Below are 17,805 nucleotides of genomic sequence, written 5' to 3'. Positions count from 1 at the left end.
TATGCGCATGATTGTGTAGCCCAGGCCCCCGGAAGGAACCTCGTATGACACTCATCGCGGGCGTCGACTCGTCGACGCAGAGCTGCAAGGTCGTCATCCGCGACCTCGAGTCCGGTCGGCTCGTTCGCTCCGGCAGAGCAGGCCACCCGGATGGCACCTCTGTCGACCCCGCCGCGTGGTGGACCGCACTCGGCGTGGCCATCGCCGAAGCGGGCGGTCTCGACGACGTCGCGGCGATCTCGATCGGCGGACAGCAGCACGGCATGGTCGCGCTGAATGCCGAGGGGCGGGTCATCCGCGACGCCCTGCTGTGGAACGACACGCGGAGCGCCGACGCGGCAACAGCGCTCACCGACGAAGTCGGCGCCGCTGAGTATGCACGGAGGTCCGGCTCAGTTCCGGTCGCGTCCTTCACCGCGACGAAGGCGCGCTGGCTGCGGGATGCCGAGCCGCAGAACGCGAACAGGGTCGCCGCCGTCGCGCTTCCGCACGATTGGCTCACCTGGCGCCTGCTCGGCTATGGGCCCGCAGACGAGTCGCCGCTCGGGCCGCAGCTCGACGCGCTCGTGACCGACCGCTCGGATGCGTCTGGCACCGCCTATTGGTCGCCGTCCGACAACGGCTACGACTTGGGGCTCTTCGAGCTCGCGCTCGGCCGCCCGGGCCGCGAGGCGCGCGGAGTCGACAGCGCGTCGGAAGATGCAGGTGACGCGGTCGTGCTGCCGCGGGTCCTCGGCCCCGCCGATTCGGCCGGCCCGACCGTCGAGCAGAGCGGAACGGTCCGCGTTCCGGCCGGCGTCATCGTCGGACCTGGCGCAGGCGACAACGCGGGGGCCGCGCTCGGACTGGGCGCGGCATCCGGCGACGTGGTCATCTCGCTCGGCACCAGCGGCACGGTCTTCGCAGTCACGGATGCACCGTCGAACGACACGACCGGCGCTGTCGCCGGATTCGCGGATGCCTCTGGTCGGTTCCTCCCCCTCGTCGCGACTCTCAACGCCGCCCGCGTGCTCGGCTCGATCGCCGACCTGCTCGACGTCGACTTCGACGACCTCGCCACGCTCGCGCTCCGGGCGCAGGCCGGCTCGGACGGCGTCGTGCTGGTTCCCTACTTCGAAGGCGAGCGCACCCCGAATCTGCCCAACGCGAGGGCGAGCCTGCACGGCATGTCCATCGCCTCTGCACGCAGGGAGAACGTGGCACGTGCCGCTGTCGAGGGCATGCTCAGCGGCCTCGCCGCCGGACTGGATGCCGTGCGTGCAGTCGGCGTGCGCGAGCAGCGCTTGCTCCTGGTCGGAGGCGCCGCGCTCAACCCCGCTGTCCAGGCGGTTGCAGCGCAGGTCTTCGACGCCCCCGTCGTGGTTCCGGCCCCTGGCGAGTACGTCGCGAACGGCGCGGCCGTGCAGGCGGCATGGGTGCTCACCGGATCGCGACCCGAGTGGCCGCTCGATGTGGTGGCCGCGCCCGGGCAGGACCACCGGCCCGTCATCCGCGAGCAATACGCGCGCTACGCAGCGCTGGCCGCAGCAGGGAGCTGACGCCGGGGGCGGTGCGCACTCGCCGCCGAGACGCCGGCGTCGAATCCGCTGGTCGCGTAGCGCGTCGCGCAGCGGAACGCGTATCGAGACTTTTGTTGCCGTCCTGTGCCCCGGTCTCGATATGCGTCGCCTGCGGCGGCGCTAGTCGACCAGCGGAGGGTCAGAGAGCTGCCGCGACCTCCCCGACCCGGGAGAAGTATGCCGCGAGGTCGGGCTCGTCGCGTGGCGGGAGCAGGATGACCCTGTCCACGCCCGCGTCGGCGAAGCGTCGAACCCCCGCCGCCACCTCGGCCACCGTGCCCGTGACGACACGCTGCTCGACATCGGTCGGCACCGTCCCGCCCCAGTCTGCCGCGAGACGTTCGACGCCGCCGTCGCCGAACGCCGCCATCACGTAGGCGACGATGTCGTGGCGTCCTCCTTCGCCGGGGCCCAGGTCGGCTTCCCCTCGCCCGGCCTCTGCGCGGCCCGCGCGCACCTCCGACGCGGAGTGCGCGATCTGGTCCACGGTGTACCGGCTGTCGAGCACCGTGCCGTCGGCGACCGCACCGCTGAGACGGAGCGTCTTCGGGCCCTCAGCGGCCGCATACACCCTGGGCACCGCAGCCGGCGGCCAGTCCAGGCGCACCGCGTCGAGCGTCACGTAGCGGCCGTCCATGGTGACCTCGTCGCCGGCCAACAGGCCGCGCAGCGCCGGGACGTACTCGCGCATCAAGGTGAGGGGTGAGGCGACGCGGGCGCCGACCTTCGACATCCATGACTGCACTCCGTGCCCGACACCGGGCAGCAGCCTGCCGGGGAAGATGCGCGCGATCGTGGCGATCTCCATCGCGGTGACGGCGACGTTGCGGAGTGGCATCGGGGAGATTCCGATTCCGATCTTCAGGGTCGACGTGACGGCGAGCGCAGCGGATGCCGCAGCGAACGCCGACTCGCGGAAGCAGTCCTCCCACAGCCACAGGTCGTTGAGGCCGGCACGTTCCGCGGCGAGCGCCGCTTCTGGCAGGGCCTCCGGTGGGTACGGATACGGGCTGAAGATGGCGCCGACGCTGGTCATGGTCCGACTCTGCCACGACCCGCCGACACCTCCCACCGCACTCCCACCACCCGTTCCGGGCAGGTGCCGGAAATCGGGGATTTGCGGCGACACACCGAACGCAGACCTCCTGCCGCGGCGTGTCGGGGTGAATCTCCGATTCTCAGCACATGGTGGGAGAGCAGAACTCAGTAGCGGGCGGCGAGGGTGCGGCCGGCCCCACGAAGCCAGTTCAGGGGGTCCGCGATGGCGGCGGAGACGTCGCCCGCGAGCTCGGTGAGCGAGGCGGAGGCCGCGAAGCCGCGCGGCTCGACCGCCAGGGATCCCGCGACGACGGCGGCCGCGACCCCGAGGCGCTGCGCACGACCCGCGACGATCGCCGGGGCCTTGCCGGAGTCGGTCTGCGCGTCGTAGCGTCCCTCTCCGGTGATCACCAGATCCGCAGAGGCGATGGCGGCATCGAGGCCGACCGCATCCGCGATGGTGGATGCACCGGACGCCAGCTGCGCACCCCAGGCGAGCAAGCCGAACCCGGTGCCCCCTGCTGCGCCGGCTCCAGGGGTCGCAGGGTCGACGGGCGAGGTCCCGTCGACGGTGGCGGCGGCCACCACGTCTGCCCAGTTGGCGAGGGCGGCGTCGAGGGTGTCGCGTTGTGGGGCATCCGCTCCCTTCTGCTCACCGAAGACGTGCGCCGCACCGGATGCCCCGAGCAGCGGGTTCGTCACATCACTGAGCACGAGCGCCCCGGCGGCCGGCAACGCGCGGAGCTTGAAGAGATCGACGGATGCCACCTCGGGCAGCGCGCCACCGCCCAGCAGAACCGACATGCCGTCGGCATCGAGGAGCCGAGCGCCGAGGGCAGTGAGAACGCCTCCCCCGCCATCCGTCGAGGCGCTTCCACCGATGCCGAGCAAGAGCCGCGAGACGCCCTGGTCGAGCGCAGCGGCGATGGCCTGCCCGAAGCCGAGCGTGTGCGAATACATCGGGTCGAGTCGATGCATGAGGGGCAGGCCGCTGGTCTCGGCGAGTTCGACGACACCTGTGCCGCCTGGTAGTTCGGGGGTGGCGGGCAGGAGCATCCAGGTTGCCTGCACCCGACGTCCATCCGGACCGGTGACCGTGACGGGCATGCGACGCGCACCGGGGACGGCGATCTCGAAGGCGTCGAGTGTGCCTTCTCCCCCGTCGGCCATCGGCAGCTCGACGAGATCGTCGTCGGGTCGCACCTCGCGCCATCCTTCGGCGATCGCGTTGGCGACCTCGACGGCGGAGGCCGAGCCTTTGAAGGAGTCAGGGGCGATCACGACGCGCATGGTTCTACTCTGGTCCATTCGTGGAGCGTCTCATGTCATGCCACCGGACCCAGGCCAGCAGCCTGGGCCTAGTGGTCGCCACTTCATGGGGATTGCACCCCACGGAACCCGCATGAAGTGGCGACGACTTGGAGGCGCAGTTCTATGCCGATGCATTCGTGGGCGCCTCGGTTGTGTTGCGCGCCGGTCGCGGCCGACGGCTCCGCGACGCAAGTAGTCGCCACCTGCTGCGGAATGCATCTCAGCGAACCCGCACCAAGTGGCGACGACTTGGTGGCTACAGCCAGGGAGCCACCACTCGAGTGAAGGCGTCTGCGGTGGCGGCTGCGACCTCGGGGTAGGGGCGGGCCCAGACATCCGCGTTGAAGATCTCGGCCTCGATATCGCCGGTGTAGCCCGCCGCGACGACGGCGCGCGTCATCGGACCGAAGTCGATGTGCCCATCGCCCGGGATGCCCCGCCCGAGCAGGTTGTCGGCCGGCAGCGGGGTGAGCCAGTCGCACACCTGGTAGCTCGCGATACGGCCGAGCTCACCGGCGCGGGCGATCTGCGCCAGAACGTCCGGGTCCCACCAGATGTGGTACGTGTCGACCACGACGCCGACGGTCGGTCCGGCCTCGACCGCGAGGTCGATGGCCTGCCCGAGCGTCGACACCACGCACCGGTCGGCCGCGAACATCGGATGCAGCGCTTCGACCGCGAGCGTCACCCCGGCGGATGCCGCATAGGGCTCCAGCTCACCGAGCGCGTCGCGCACCCTTTCACGCGCCCCGACGAGATCGCGGTCTCCCGTGGGCAGTGCCCCCGCGACGAGCACGAGCACAGCAGCCGAACCGGGGGCTCCGGCCCCGGCGAGCGCTGCCGTCTCGTCGATCGCGCGACGGTTGTCATCCAGCGAGGCGACCCGGTCGGGGCCATCATGCGCGGTGAAGAACCCCGCACGGCAGTGGCTCGAGACACGCAGACCCGAATCGGCGATGAGGCGCGCGGCGACATCCAGTCCTATGTCTGCGACGGGCTCTCGCCACGTTCCGATCGCGGGGATGCCCGCCCCCTGGGCAGTCTGGATCGCCTCGGCGAGCGACGCGTACTTCACCGTCGCCTGGTTCAGCGAGAACCGCGGATGCGACGTCATGCGCCGGCCTCCACGATGCCGTTCAGTGCGAGCAGTCCGTTCCAGCGCGCGGCCGCGAGCTCGGGACGCTCCAGTGCGCCGGAGCCGTTCGCGAGTCGCACGATCTCCGAAAGATGCGGCAGGCTGCGCGCCGAGTGGAGGCCACCGACCATGGTGAACGACTGCTGGTGTCCGTTGAGCCAGCTCAGGAAGGCGACTCCGGTCTTGTAGTAGAAGGTCGGCGCCGCGAACACCTGGCGACTGAGCGCTTCGGTGGGGCGAAGGATGCGCTCGTAGGCGTCCGCGTCGCCGTCGTCGAGCGCCCGGATGGCGCGTGACGCGACGGGTGTGATCGCGGCGAACGCGCCGAGCAGGGCGTGGGAGAAGTGGCCGGGCTCCTCCGAGCCGAGCGGGTCCGTGCCACGGATCAGGTCGACATAGTTGAAGTCATCGCCGGTGAACATGGCCGCCGTGTGCGGAAGCCGAGCGCGTACGGCGATCTCGGCGTCGGCATCAAGAAGGCTCATCTTGACCCCGGAGACCGTGCTCGCGTTGTTCTCGATGATGCGCAGCATGGTGTCCGTCGCCGCGGTGAGATCGCCGCCCGGGCCCCCGAAGTAGCCCTTCAGCGCCGGGTCGAACGCCTCGCCGAGCCAGTGCAGGATGACCGGCCCATTCGCCTTCGCGAGCACGGCGTCGTACACGCGCTCGTAGTCCGCCGAGGACTCCGCAGCCCTGGCCAGGTGGCGGGAGGCCATCAGCACGACCCCGGCCCCCGTGTTCTCGGTGAACTCGAGCTGGGACACGTACGCGTCGATCACGGCGTCGAGCGAGATGACCTCGTCGTCGACGTGATCGGTGTTGACGCCCACCACGAGCGCACCGCCGACGGATGCCGCCTCGTGCGCGCTGCGTGCGATCAGCTCGCGGGTCGCTGCGGCGTCGAGCCCCATGTTGCGCTGGGCCGTGTCCATGGCATCCGCGACCCCGAGTCCCTGAGACCACACGTGATGCCGGAACGCGAGAGTGGCATCCCAGTCGAGGTCTGCCGGCTCTCCAGGCACGTTCTCGGCATACGGCTTCGGGATGACGTGAGCTGCCGCATACGCGACGCGTGAGCGCAGCGGCGACGACGGCACGAGGGTGGCCTCGTGCTCGACGACCGGCTCGGTGGTCACGCCTCCCGAGGCATCCAGCAGCAGGAAATCGGTCATCGCACCGCTCCGGCGAGCTCGCGGAGGTTCTCCGGCGTCACGACCGGCACGTCGACGCGGGCGCCGGTGCGGTTGGACTCGAGACCCTTCTCGGCCATCAGCACGCCGCGGGCGCCGGAGAGGAAGTCGTACGGGAACGGCGCGTCCTCTGCGACGTGGCGGATGAACTCCTCCCACTGCACCTTGAAGCCGTTCTCGAACACCTCGGTGTCGGGCACCTGGTGCCAGTCGGCTGCGTAGTCGTGAGTGTCGGGGATGTCGGGGTTCCACGTCGGCCGCGGGGTCGCGTTGCGCGGCTGGATCTTGCAGCCGAAAAGGCCGACGACAGCGCTGCCGAGCGTGCCATCCACCTGGAACTCGACGAGCTCGTCGCGGTTCACCCGCGTGGTCCAGCCCGAGTTGAGCTGCGCGGTGATGCCGCCCGCCAGGTCGAAGACGGCGTATGCGGCATCGTCTGCGGTGGCCTTGTAGAGGTCGCCCTGCTCATCCACGCGCTCGGGGATCTCGGTGACGGCGCGCGCATAGACGGACTCGACGCGGCCGAAGAGGTACTCCAGCACGTAGTTCCAGTGCGGGAACATGTCGACGATGATGCCGCCGCCGTCTTCGGTGCGGTAGTTCCAGCTGGGGCGCTGGGCGGGCATCCAGTCGCCCTCGAACACCCAGTAGCCGAACTCGCCGCGCACCGAGAGGATTCGACCGAAGAAGCCCGAGTCGATCAGTCGGCGCAGCTTGCGCAGGCCGGGCAGGTAGAGCTTGTCGTGCACGACACCGTTCTTGATGCCTGCCTCGTCGGCGAGGCGGGCGAGCTCGAGGGCCTCGGCGAACGACTCGGCGGTCGGCTTCTCGGTGTAGATGGCCTTGCCTGCGGCGATCGCCTTCTTGATGGCGGATGCCCGGGCCTTCGTCACCAGGAAGTCGGCGTAGACCTGCCAGCGGTCGTCCGCCAGCGCCGCGTCGAGATCGGTCGTGTAGTGCTCGAGGCCGTGTCGTGCGGCGAGCTCGGCGAGCTTGGCCTCGTTGCGGCCGACCAGCAGCGGCTCGACCTGCACACGGGTGCCGTCGGAGAGTTCGACACCGCCCTGCTCTCGGATGGCGAGAATGGACCGCACGAGGTGCTGACGGTAGCCCATGCGTCCGGAGACGCCGTTCATGATGATGCCGATGGTCGACTCTGACACGGTGGTTCTCTTTCGATCGGTAGTGGTCTTCGCGATGTGACCTGTCGCAGCGACGTGCACGCAGGAAAGCGCTTACCCGCTAAAATAGCAGGCACGATGGAGCGTGTACAGCAAAGGAGCATCGTGCCCGCCAGAATCACCGTCATCTCGGGGTCGGGACGCTACGCCGACCCGTGGCATCCGTTCGCGGAGACGTCGGAGCGCATCGCCGGAATCCTCGAGGATGCCGGGCACGACGTGACCATCAGCGGCGATGTGGATGCCCGCCTCGCCGAGCTCGTGCAGTTCGCCCCGGCCGCGCAGCCGGAGCCCGAGCCGGCCCGGTCCACAGCCGGCGACAGAGAACCCCGACCCGACGCGGACGATGGAGACGGCGCCGACGGCGTCGACCTCCTCGTCGTCAATGTCGGTGCGCCGGTCATCCGCGACGACTCCGGCGAGATCACCGGTCCATGGGAGGATCCCGAGGCGGACGCCGCCTCCCGCCGGGGCCTCCTCGCCTACCTGGCGTCCGGCCGGCCGCTGCTCGCCTTCCACGTGTCGTCCACCAGTTTCGGATATATGCCGGAATGGGAGTCCATCCTCGGCGGCCTCTGGGTACGCGGCACGACGATGCACCCGCCGTACTCGCGCGCCGAGGTGGAAGTCGCGACCGATGCGCATGACGTCGTGGCTGGCATCCACGATTTCGAGGTGGATGACGAGCGCTACACCTCCATGCGCGTCTCCCCCGGGGCGACGCAGCTCGCGTGGCACGCGCACGAGGGACTGCGCCACCCCCTGCTCTGGACCCACGAGTACGGCGCCTCCCGCGTGGTGTACGACGCGCTCGGCCACGACGCCGCCTCGTACGACGCGCCAGAGCACCGCGCCATCGTGGCGAACGCCGCCGCCTGGCTCCTGCGGTAGCCCGCCCCCAACCACCACCTGCCCGCCGAACCACCACCTGCCCGCCGAACCACCACCCGGGCCGCGCGGACAATGTGGTGGCTCGGCGCTTCGGTGGTGGGTCGCGGAAGTCACGACGTCAGGTGGGTCGCGGAAGTGCCGCGCTCGGTGGAGGCGAGGGATGACGCACTGTGCTTCATCCACAGGCCATTCCGTATTCCACAGATCGACGAAGACCGGCGGGCGCGCACCCGGCGTTCACACACGATCACTGTGTGAGCAAGAAGGCCATCACTATCGCCGATGCAGCTGCACTGATGATGACGCGCGACGACCTGCTGCTGCGTGGGATGACCGAGCGCGCGATCGAAATCGCGGTTAGGTCTGGCACGTTGCGTCGCATCCGACGCGGATGGTTCGTGCGGGAGTCCGCCTGGGCCGAGCTGTGGCCGGAAGGTCGGCATCTGTTGCACGTGCTCGCCGTTGCCCAGGATGCCCGAGGATCGGACCCCGTGTTCGCCGGACCGTCCGCCGCGGTTCTTCAGGGGTTGCCTCTGTACCGATACAAGCCGAAGCGAGTCGAAGTGCTGGTCGCGAGCCCGCGCCACATTCGCAGCACACCTGATGTTCTTCGGCACGAAGGTCGGCTCGCGAGCGGCGACATAGCTCGGGTCGGCGGGATCGGCGTGACGGCGGTCGAACGAACTGTCGTCGATCTCGCCCGCACGCTCGGTCTGGAGGCAGCAGTTTCGGTCGCGGACGCGTCGCTGCGCGCGGCGGCGGTCGACCGCTACACGCAAGACGACGAGCGAGCCGGAGTCTGGCGCGACTCGATGGCGAAGCGGGTTGCGAATGCGGGCGGACAGAGAGGTATCCGTCAAGCGCGATGGGTGATCGCCTTCGCGGACGGCCGTGCCCAACTGCCCGGTGAGAGCGCCAGCAGGACGAACCTGCACCGAATCGGCGTACGCAACGTCAGGACTCAGGTGAGAGTGCCCGCACCGGACGGCGGAGACTACTGGACCGATTTCGCACTCGACGACTTCGACTCCTTCGGGGAATTCGACGGCGTGGGCAAGTACCTCGACGAAGCGATGCGGTCGGGACGCACCCTGGAGCAGGTAGTGCTGGACGAGAAGCGTCGCGAGGACTGGATACGCGGAACGACCGGTCGTCGCGTGGTGCGCTGGGGCGACGAGGACGCTGCGAGTCCGGGCGCCCTGGCACGTCGGCTGCGTGCATTCGGCTTCGTGATCCCCGGCCGATGAGGTCTTGCCAGCTCGTATCGGGTGGGTCGCCACGCTGTCGCACCACGGCTTCGGCGCCGAACCACCACCTTTTCGCCGAACCACCCACTTGTCGACGCAGTTTGGGTGGTGGGTCGGCGAGAAGGTGGTGGGTCGGCGAGAAAGCGGTGGCTCGACGACATGGTGGTGGGTCGACGCGGCAGTGCGGCGGCAGCCGACGCACGCGGCAGTGGGCGCTAGCGGCGCGGCGGGGTGCTGTCGCGCAGGCGCACCTCGCCGGCGAAAGGTTCGCCGACAGCGTCGGCGTCCGCATCCTCGGCGAGGGCGAGCTCCAGGGCGCGCTCGCCCAGCTCGCGCAGGGGCAGGGCGACGGTGGTGAGCGACGGCACGACATCCTGCAGCATCTCGATGTCGTCGAAGCCCGCAACACCGATGTCGACTCCGGGGGTGAGCCCGCGCTCCCGCATCGCTGTCATGGCGCCGACGGCCATCACGTCGGTCACCGCGAACACGCACTCGGGACGGATGCCGGCATCCAGCAACGCGAGCATGTCGTCGTACCCCGCCTGCCGCGAGAAGCCGCGTGTGATGACGGCCCCGGGGGCCGGGTGGATGTCGTGCTTGGCCAGCGCCTCGAGGAAGCCGCGCGTCCTGTCGGCAGGGGTGATGAGGCCCTTGGGCCCGCCGATCACCGCGAAGTCCCGATAGCCGAGCTCGACCAGGGCATCCGCGAGCCGTCCGGCACCCTCCGCGTTGAGTACGGGGACTGCGCGGAAGAAAGGACCCGCCTGGCCACCGATCACGGCGACACGACCGCCGTGTTGCTCAACCGCGCGCAGCTCCGCTGCGACCGGGGCTTCGTCCACCTTGTCGACGTAGCGGCTGCCGACGAGGATGACCGCCGTCGGCCGCTGTCCCCTGAGCGCACCGATGGTCTCGACAGCGCTCTCGGGCCGCGTCCCCGTCGCCGACATCGTCACCACGAGTCGGTGGCTGTGGGCGGCTTCGACGACGCCCGCCGCCACTGCGGAGAAGTAGGGGTCGGCGATGTCGCCGACCACGAGCGCGACGACGCGGCTCGTACCTCGCGCGACGGCCTGCGCCTGCACGTTCGCGGTGTAGCCCAGCTCACGAGCCGACTCCTCGACGCGCATCCTGAGCTCTGGATTGACCTTGCGCGTGCTGCCATTCAGCGCCCTCGACGCCGTCGCCAGCGAAACGCCCGCGTGCCGTGCGACGTCGGCCAGCGTCGACATCGACCCGCTCGATTCGCGCCGCGCAGAAGAACCCGTCTCGACAGCCATACGCTCTCCTCGATGCGACCGCGCAGTCATCGGGGCCGCCGCTCACGATTGTTCCTCATCGCGGCGAGCCGCGCCGTGAATGGCGCGACCCGCCGACGAGCTATTTGATGCCGGTGGTGGCGATTCCTCTGATGAGGAAGCGTTGGCCGATGAGGAAGGCGAGGAACACGGGTATCAGCGAGAGCACCGACATGGCGAAGAGCTGGCCCCAGTTTCCGCCGGTCTGGTTGTCGATGAACTGTCCGAGTGCCACCTGAACCGTCCAGGTGTGCGGCTGGGTCAGGTAGACGATCGGGCCGAAGAACTCGTTCCACATCCAGATGAACGTGAAGATCGTCGTCGTCGCCAGCGCCGGCGTCATCAGCGGCAGGATCACGCGGAAGAAGATGCGCGGATGACCACATCCGTCGATGCGCGCAGCCTCATCCAGCTCCCTCGGGATGCCTCGGATGAACTGCACCATCAGGAAGATGAAGAACGAGTCCGTGCCCAGGATCTTCGGCAGGATCAGCGGCCAGAACGTGTTCAGCATGTGCAGCCACGAGAACAGGATGTACTGCGGAACGAGCGTCACCTGGAACGGCAGCATGATCGTCAGCAGCATGATCGTGAACGCGACCCGCTTGAACCGGAACTCGAGCCGGGCGAACGCGTACGCGGCCAGGGAGCACGCGAACAGGTTTCCGATCACGGCGCCGAGCACGATGATGAGCGAGTTGCCCAGGTACAGGCCGAACGGCGACGACAACGCGTTCCAGCCCGCCGTGTAGTTCTGCCACTCGAAGCTGTCCGGGATGATCGACGGGTTCGTGAAGATCTCGCTGTTGGGACGCAACGATGACACGACCATCCACAACAGCGGATAGATCATGATGACGGCCGCAGCGATCATGATGATGTGCTTGCACACACGCCAGATCGAGTGCCGAACGCTCCGCGACTTCTCGCGTCCTTGACGGCCCGCCGGAACGAGCAGTGCTCTGGTTGCAGTCTCAGTTGTCATAGAACACCCAATACTTCGAGGTGACGAACGTCACGGCCGTGATGATCGCGATGATGATGAACAGCAGCCAGGCCATCGCGGAGGCGTATCCCATATCGAACTGGTTGAAGCCTTGTTGATACAGGTACAGCGAATAGAACATGGTCGAATCCGACGGTCCGCCCGTTCCTCCCGAGACGACGAACGCCTGGGTGAACGACTGGAAGGCGCCGATCAGCTGAAGAATGATGTTGAAGAAGATGATCGGGCTGAGCATCGGCAGCGTGATGTGGAAGAACCTGTGCCACCGCGAAGCACCGTCGATCTGCGCTGCCTCGTAGTACATGTCGGGGATCTGCCGCAGACCCGCCAGGAAGATGATCATCGGCGCACCGAACGTCCACACGTTCAGCAGGATGATCGTGCCCAACGCGTACTGCGGATCAGAGATCCACCCCGGCAGGTTGTGGAACCCGATCAGCCCCAGCAGCTGGTTGACCAGGCCGTCCTGCCCGAAGATCTGCCGCCACAGGATCGCAACAGCGACCGACGCACCCAGCAGCGACGGCAGATAGAACACCGAGCGGTAGAACGGCAGCGCCCGCATACCCCTGTCGAGCAGCAACGCCAACGCGAGAGCCAGGATCAGCTGGATCGGCACCGACACGAACACGTACTCGAACGTGACCCGCAACGAGTTCAGCAGACGAGGATCGTTGAACATGCGGATGTAGTTCTGCACACCGATGAATTGCGGTGACTGGATCAGGTTGTAGTTCGTCAACGAGATCCAGATCGAAGCGATCATCGGACCAGCCGTGATCACGATCAGACCGAGAAGCCACGGCAACAAGAAGAAGAATGCCGCCTTGTTGTCTCGCTTGCTCGTCGATCTCGACGATCTGACAGATCGCAGTTCTTCGAAGACGCTCACGCGAGCCCCCTAGTAATCGACATTGAATACATGGTGCGGATCATCCCGTGATCCGCGGTGTTCGACCCCGTTTCGGCATGGATCGGACAGATGCGGAAAGCGCTTCCCGAAAACCGCTGTGGCCACGTTACCTGGCACCTCTGAGCTGAGTCAAGCGCAAACAGAAAACGCTTTCTAACGATGTCGGGCATCATGAGTCGACTCCCCACGTCGTGAGCATGCCGCACATGCCGAACTGCTCCTCGGGTCGTGGGGTCGTGCTCCGGATGCCCGAGTCGGCCATCAGCCCCGCATCCGCTGCGCCCAGTCGCTCAAGCTGCATGAGGGTGGCGGCGAGCTGAGCCCGCGGGCCAGCCTCGACGATCGGCCTCCACGACCTGGCCCGGTCGGACACGAGAGAAGCCGCCGACGCATACAGGTCGTCGAGGGTGCCATCCAGATCCGTCGCAGCCCGCTCGCAGAGTTCGGCGAAGCCCTCCAGCGCGAGGTCGCGACGACGACGTGCGGCTTTCGCTCTCTCCTCCGAGGAGACGGATGCCGGAAGCGCGGCACGCCGCGCGTACTCCTCCTGATCTGCGAGCACGTCGGCCGGAAACGTCATCACGGCGTCGCCCGCCTCGGGGAGCCCGGCGTTCGACATCAGGGTGAGGATGTCGAGGCCGTCGTCGTTGATGAGCCGGTGCACGGTACCGGGCGTGAACCACGCAACGGTTCCTGGCACGAGTTCGGTCACGGCGAGCCCCTGGGAGCTCAGCGTCTGCACCCGGCCCGTGCCGGCGATCACGACGTAGCCCTCTGTCGACGCGGTGTGCAGGTGGGGGGACCCGCCGTGCTCGCCGTCGGCGGTCGGCCAGTCGTAGACCCGCAGCCGCGACACCGCGACGCCGCCGGGAAGACCCCTCGCGAGGGCCTCGTCGGCCACGCTCACGAGGCTTTCTCCGCCATGACCACCTCTCCGGCCCACGGCGCGCCGCTTCCTTCCATGCTGCGGTAGAAGGGCGACTCGGCGTCGATGTCGCCGGCCGAGACCGAGGTTCCGGTGAACGCCGAGGCGTAGATGCCGGCGATGAGCTCGAGGGTGCCTCGCGCCTGGTCGAGGGTCACCGGGATGGGATCGCCCTTCTCCAGCGCGTCGACGATGGCGGCGAACTGCGCGGCATGGCTGCTCGCGATGCCGTGCGGCCCGAGCGCCCATGCCTCCGCCACCTGCTCCTCGTACCCGGGTGCCGCCGTGATCCTCCAGGATTCGTCCGAGTATCCGTAGAGGTGCTCGAGCTCCACCGTCGCGTACTCGAAGTCGAACCGCAGATAGCTGGTCTCGCGCGGCGACAGCAGGCTGTTCACGACGCTGACGACGGCGCCGTTCTGCAACGTGACGATCGCCTGGGTCAGGTCCTCGGTGACCACCGGCCGAGCCTGGCGGGCCGCAACGGCGATGACCTGCGACCACGGGCCGAGGATGGACAGCGTGGTGTCCATCTGATGGATGCCGTGGCCCATGGTCGGCCCGCCGCCTTCGACGTCCCAGTTGCCGCGCCACGGCACGTCGAAGTACGAGTCCGGCCGGTACCAGAGGGTGTTGCACACCGCGGTCAGCGGACGGCCGAGCGCACCGTCGGCGACCCGGTCGCGCAGCCAGACCGCCCGCGATCCGAAGCGGTGCTGGGAGATGGTCGCGAACTGTGCACCGCCGACACGCTCCGCCTCCGCGATCTCGTCGAGCTCGGCAAGGGACAGCGCAGGCGGCTTCTCGCTGAGCACGTGGATGCCCCGCCGAAGCGCGACGACGGCCTGCTGCTTGTGCAGCCCGGGAGGCGAGCACAGGTGCACGATGTCGAGCTCGACGGCATCCAGCAGCTCCTCGAGCGCGGTGGTGCCGACGGGCACGTCCCATTCGGCTTGGAATGCCTCGACCCGCTCCGCATCGATGTCGCACGCTCCGACGATGCGGGCGCGGCCGTCGAGCTCGGCAAGGCTCGACGCGTGCTTGCGAGCGATGCCGCCCGTGCCGATGATCCCGACGCGCAGCGGCGCCTCCGAAGTGAAGGCCCTCGCCTGTCGCTGGTTCGCATTCTGTTCGGTCATGTCAACGCGCTCCCTCTGCGTCGGTGTGAATCTGGGTCTCGATCTGGGTCCGGGTCTCGATCTGGGTCCCGGAGTGGATGCCCGCGACGAGGTCATCCCCGCTTTCGGCGACACCGCGTGCCGCCCGCGCGAGCACGGTCATCCTGTCGGCGTCCGATGCACCGTCCGCGAAGGTCACGGCATGCCGCAGCTCGATGGTCTCGTCGGCCTCGAACACGCGCACCCGATCGAAGAACGGCGCGGGGTTGAGGCAGGCGAAGGGCTCGGAGCGTGCGAACCACTTGGTGTCGAAGCCCTGCGATGGCGAGCGGTCGACGAAGACCACTGTCGATGAGCCGTCCTCGCCGTCGTGCCGTCCGTTGAATCCGGCCCACTCGCCGCGGGTGCCGCGCACGTCCTCGCCGGTCGTGCCGTCGGAGCCGACGATGTCCCCGCCGGTGAAAGCCCGCGGGCCACGCCAGAAGAGCCCGCCGTATCCGGCGTTCTCCCTCCCCTCGGTGGTCGGAGAGCCCATCTCGATGGATGCCCCCGACACGTTGGTGAGTTCGGTGCGCCATCCGAGCACCCAGGCCTGGTGCTCCGGCAGCAGGGTCGCCGTGATGGTCCTGCGCTCCGTGAAGACGGCGACGCCCACGCGCTCGCCCTCTGCGGGCTGGCGGTGCCACGTGAGCTCGTGCGCGAACACCGCCGTGCCATCGCGCTCGGTCAATTCCGTGACGCGCTCGTGGTCCTGCGAGCCGTTGTTGGGCAGCTTGACGTATCCGGCGGCCGCACGGGTGTAGGTGGGACCACCCCAGAAGTTGTCGCCGCCCACGACGGGAAGCGCGAGGGTGACGCCCTTGTGCCAGACGTGATCCCAGGGCCGGAACACCGTCACGAGGCGGCCGCCCGGGGTGCGGATCGGGTGCACGTAGGGGCGCGGGGACTCGTACTGCACCTCGTCGGGGCGGTAGACGTACCGCATCAGCTGCACATCAGGCTCTCCGTCGGCGCCCGCGGTCACCGTGAGACCGCGATCGACGTCGTGGAGCAGGGAGAGCCTCCGCTGCGCATTCGGGTTCATGGTGCTTGCGTCCTTTCTTGCGGCCGTCGGGCGTCGCCGCCCGGCCGTCTCGTCGTGTCGTCTGCGTCGTCGTGTCGCGTCTCGTCGTGTCGTGTCTCGTCGTGCCGTATCTGGCCGGCCCGGCTGAGCCACCGCGACCGCAGCGCGTGGGCGACGCCCTTCGGGCTGCGGTCCCTGGTGAAGATGCCCTTGCGGTTGCCGCCGACCCGCATCGGGCCCGCGGTGGTGGCGAAGTCGCTGAACACCCAGACCTGCTCGCCGATGACCGCGTCGATGCGGTCGAAGACCCGGTGGTACATGGCGTAGAACTCCTGCTGGAACTCCTCGGTCCACGGCGTAGGCACGACGGAGTGCAACCCCGGATACGCCTCGGCGCCGTACTCGGTGATGATCATCGGCTTGCCATCCGTCGCCCATGCCGCCAGCTCGGTCTCGAGCTGCAGTTCGGCGAGCTCCAGGTCGCCCGGCTCGACGTACCAGCCGTAGTAGCGGTTGATCATGAGGACGTCGCTGTACTTCGCAAGCCGGCATTCCCCGTGCGGAGCGAGCACGACGTTCACGATGCCCACGGGCCGCGTCGGGTCGGATGCACGCGCGACGTCGAACAACGGCTGGAAGTACTCCTCGGCCTCTGGGGTCTGCGACTCCGGCTCGTTCGCGATGCTCCACAGCACGACGCTCGGGTGGTTCTTGTCCCTGGCGATCAGCTCACGAATGGCTGCGGCATGGGCATCCTGAGTGACGGCGTTGATGGTGTCGTCCGAGAAGGTGACGTAGCCCGGCGCGCCGAACACGCCGCCGCCGATGCCCATGTTGAGCCCGACGGCCGGCGTCTCGTCGATGACGACGATGCCGCGCCGGTCCGCGTAGTCGATGACGTCTTCGGAGTGCGGGTAGTGCGAGGTGCGGATCGAGTTGGCGCCCATCCACTCGATCAGCTCGAAGTCGTGCAGCAGGAAGGCGTCGTTGTGGCCCTTGCCGACGATCGGGATGTCCTCATGCTTCGCGAAGCCCTGGAAGTAGAAGGGGTCGCCGTTGATGAGGAAGCGGGTCCCGTCGACACGCACGGTGCGGATGCCCAGGCTCTGCCGGTACTCGTCGACGAGGTCGTCCCCGTCGCTCGCCCGCAGTCGCAGCTCATAGAGGTAGCCACCGCCCGGCGCCCAGAGGTGGGCGTCCGGCACCGCGATCTCGCCCGTGGCACCGTCATCCGTGCCGACGACCGCGCCTTCGGCATCCACGAGGGTCGCGGAGACGGTGAGCCCCTCGCCGCCGACCAGGTCGCACGAGTATCTGACCACGCCGGTGGTCCCATCGATGTCGGTGTCGACCGTGACGTCGTCGAGGTGCGACCGTGCCGTCGTCGCGAGCCACACCGACCGGTGGATGCCGGCGTAGTTGAAGAAGTCGTGCCAGTACTTCTGGCGCGTGCCACGCTCGGTATCGAGTACGACGCCCGGCGGGATGGTCTGGAACGTGAGTGTGTTGTCGACCTCCACCGTGATGCGAACTGATGACCCGGCCGCCGCCTGCGCGGTGAGGTCGATCTCGAACGGTGTGTATCCCCCTTCGTGGCCGCCGACCTTCACTCCGTCTGCCCAGACGGTGGCGCGATGGGTCACGGATTCGAAGTAGAGGATGATCCGCCTCTCGCCCCACCCGCGCGGTATCCACACCACGGTCTCGTACCAGACCGAGCCGACGTGCAGCCTCGTCCGGGCGTCGACGATGACGTCGTTGTAGCTCGCTGGGACGGCCATCTGCCGGGCATGCCTCAGCGGCTCATCCGCCCAGCGTTCCTGGCGTCCGACGGAATTCCGGTCGACGCGGAAGGACCAGAGCCCGTTCAGGAGCTTGCGCTCCCTGACGTCGTTGTCTTGCGGCCGCAACATCGGGGCCTCCCTTC

Annotated in this window: 15 protein-coding genes; 3 read left to right on the top strand and 12 right to left on the bottom strand. The window is 68.4% G+C overall.

Features of this window, described 5'->3' with window-relative positions:
* Positions 1–44: 44 nt before the first annotated feature.
* Positions 45–1,538: an FGGY family carbohydrate kinase gene (locus ACYVDN_RS16895; RefSeq protein ID WP_460573490.1), complete on the top strand. Its 1,494-nt coding sequence runs from the start codon at positions 45–47 to the stop codon at positions 1,536–1,538.
* Positions 1,539–1,698: 160 nt separating this feature from the next.
* Here the strand turns inward: ACYVDN_RS16895 and ACYVDN_RS16890 are convergent, their stop codons facing one another.
* The 5 genes from ACYVDN_RS16890 to ACYVDN_RS16870 all read right to left on the bottom strand — a co-directional run bounded on the left by ACYVDN_RS16890 (position 1,699) and on the right by ACYVDN_RS16870 (position 7,369).
* A complete protein-coding gene (locus ACYVDN_RS16890; protein WP_460573488.1) occupies positions 1,699–2,595 on the bottom strand; it encodes an LLM class flavin-dependent oxidoreductase in 897 nt (298 codons plus the stop codon).
* Between the two features lie 167 nt (positions 2,596–2,762).
* Complete coding sequence (locus ACYVDN_RS16885) at positions 2,763–3,887, bottom strand: glycerate kinase (protein WP_460573486.1); 1,125 nt, start codon at positions 3,885–3,887, stop codon at positions 2,763–2,765.
* Between the two features lie 277 nt (positions 3,888–4,164).
* Positions 4,165–5,022, bottom strand: coding sequence for a sugar phosphate isomerase/epimerase family protein (locus ACYVDN_RS16880; RefSeq protein WP_460573484.1), 858 nt, complete (start codon positions 5,020–5,022; stop codon positions 4,165–4,167).
* Positions 5,019–6,215 carry a dihydrodipicolinate synthase family protein gene (locus ACYVDN_RS16875; protein WP_460573482.1) on the bottom strand — a complete coding sequence of 399 codons (1,197 nt, stop codon included), beginning with the start codon at positions 6,213–6,215 and terminating at the stop codon, positions 5,019–5,021. The genes ACYVDN_RS16880 and ACYVDN_RS16875 overlap by 4 nt, the downstream gene beginning before the upstream one ends.
* Positions 6,212–7,369 (bottom strand): Gfo/Idh/MocA family protein, encoded by a 1,158-nt coding sequence (locus ACYVDN_RS16870; protein WP_460573544.1) that lies wholly within the window; start codon positions 7,367–7,369, stop codon positions 6,212–6,214. Before ACYVDN_RS16870 ends, ACYVDN_RS16875 begins: the two co-directional genes overlap by 4 nt.
* Before the next feature lie 150 nt (positions 7,370–7,519).
* Here ACYVDN_RS16870 and ACYVDN_RS16865 point away from each other — a divergent pair, with 150 nt between their 5' ends.
* Positions 7,520–8,305, top strand: a complete 786-nt coding sequence (locus ACYVDN_RS16865; RefSeq protein ID WP_460573480.1) for a ThuA domain-containing protein — start codon at positions 7,520–7,522, stop codon at positions 8,303–8,305.
* 254 nt (positions 8,306–8,559) lie between these two features.
* Entirely contained in the window at positions 8,560–9,552 is a 993-nt protein-coding gene (locus ACYVDN_RS16860; RefSeq protein WP_460573478.1) for a hypothetical protein, read from the top strand.
* A gap of 215 nt (positions 9,553–9,767) precedes the next feature.
* Here ACYVDN_RS16860 and ACYVDN_RS16855 read toward each other — a convergent pair whose 3' ends face one another.
* The 7 genes from ACYVDN_RS16855 to uidA all read right to left on the bottom strand — a co-directional run bounded on the left by ACYVDN_RS16855 (position 9,768) and on the right by uidA (position 17,791).
* On the bottom strand, positions 9,768–10,835 hold the full coding sequence (locus tag ACYVDN_RS16855) for a LacI family DNA-binding transcriptional regulator (protein WP_460573476.1): 1,068 nt from the start codon (positions 10,833–10,835) through the stop codon (positions 9,768–9,770).
* A 100-nt stretch (positions 10,836–10,935) separates the two neighbouring features.
* Positions 10,936–11,838: a carbohydrate ABC transporter permease gene (locus ACYVDN_RS16850; RefSeq protein ID WP_460573474.1), complete on the bottom strand. Its 903-nt coding sequence runs from the start codon at positions 11,836–11,838 to the stop codon at positions 10,936–10,938.
* The gene (locus ACYVDN_RS16845) at positions 11,828–12,751 is read right to left on the bottom strand and encodes a carbohydrate ABC transporter permease (protein WP_460573472.1); all 924 of its coding nucleotides are present in this window, start codon (positions 12,749–12,751) and stop codon (positions 11,828–11,830) included. Before ACYVDN_RS16845 ends, ACYVDN_RS16850 begins: the two co-directional genes overlap by 11 nt.
* 190 nt (positions 12,752–12,941) lie before the next feature.
* A complete protein-coding gene (locus tag ACYVDN_RS16840) occupies positions 12,942–13,673 on the bottom strand; it encodes a cupin domain-containing protein (RefSeq protein ID WP_460573470.1) in 732 nt (243 codons plus the stop codon).
* A gap of 2 nt (positions 13,674–13,675) precedes the next feature.
* Positions 13,676–14,836: a Gfo/Idh/MocA family protein gene (locus ACYVDN_RS16835; protein WP_460573468.1), complete on the bottom strand. Its 1,161-nt coding sequence runs from the start codon at positions 14,834–14,836 to the stop codon at positions 13,676–13,678.
* A 1-nt stretch (position 14,837) separates the two neighbouring features.
* The gene (locus tag ACYVDN_RS16830) at positions 14,838–15,899 is read right to left on the bottom strand and encodes a DUF6807 domain-containing protein (protein ID WP_460573466.1); all 1,062 of its coding nucleotides are present in this window, start codon (positions 15,897–15,899) and stop codon (positions 14,838–14,840) included.
* A complete protein-coding gene (gene uidA / locus ACYVDN_RS16825) occupies positions 15,896–17,791 on the bottom strand; it encodes a beta-glucuronidase (protein WP_460573464.1) in 1,896 nt (631 codons plus the stop codon). Before uidA ends, ACYVDN_RS16830 begins: the two co-directional genes overlap by 4 nt.
* Between the last annotated feature and the right edge of the window lie 14 nt (positions 17,792–17,805).

It is taken from the genome of Humibacter soli (assembly GCF_054779035.1).
The sequence above is the reverse complement of the archived record's forward strand: the minus strand, read 5'-3'. Positions and strand labels throughout refer to the sequence as shown.

Bases quoted from the DNA above. Each gene is read 5' to 3' on its own strand.
- ACYVDN_RS16895 (WP_460573490.1), top strand. From the start codon at position 45: ATGACACTCATCGCGGGCGTCGACTCGTCGACGCAGAGCTGCAAGGTC.
- ACYVDN_RS16890 (WP_460573488.1), bottom strand. From the start codon at position 2,595: ATGACCAGCGTCGGCGCCATCTTCAGCCCGTATCCGTACCCACCGGAG.
- ACYVDN_RS16885 (WP_460573486.1), bottom strand. From the start codon at position 3,887: ATGCGCGTCGTGATCGCCCCTGACTCCTTCAAAGGCTCGGCCTCCGCC.
- ACYVDN_RS16880 (WP_460573484.1), bottom strand. From the start codon at position 5,022: ATGACGTCGCATCCGCGGTTCTCGCTGAACCAGGCGACGGTGAAGTAC.
- ACYVDN_RS16875 (WP_460573482.1), bottom strand. From the start codon at position 6,215: ATGACCGATTTCCTGCTGCTGGATGCCTCGGGAGGCGTGACCACCGAG.
- ACYVDN_RS16870 (WP_460573544.1), bottom strand. From the start codon at position 7,369: ATGAACGGCGTCTCCGGACGCATGGGCTACCGTCAGCACCTCGTGCGG.
- ACYVDN_RS16855 (WP_460573476.1), bottom strand. From the start codon at position 10,835: ATGGCTGTCGAGACGGGTTCTTCTGCGCGGCGCGAATCGAGCGGGTCG.
- ACYVDN_RS16850 (WP_460573474.1), bottom strand. From the start codon at position 11,838: ATGACAACTGAGACTGCAACCAGAGCACTGCTCGTTCCGGCGGGCCGT.
- ACYVDN_RS16835 (WP_460573468.1), bottom strand. From the start codon at position 14,836: ATGACCGAACAGAATGCGAACCAGCGACAGGCGAGGGCCTTCACTTCG.
- ACYVDN_RS16830 (WP_460573466.1), bottom strand. From the start codon at position 15,899: ATGAACCCGAATGCGCAGCGGAGGCTCTCCCTGCTCCACGACGTCGAT.
- uidA (WP_460573464.1), bottom strand. From the start codon at position 17,791: ATGTTGCGGCCGCAAGACAACGACGTCAGGGAGCGCAAGCTCCTGAAC.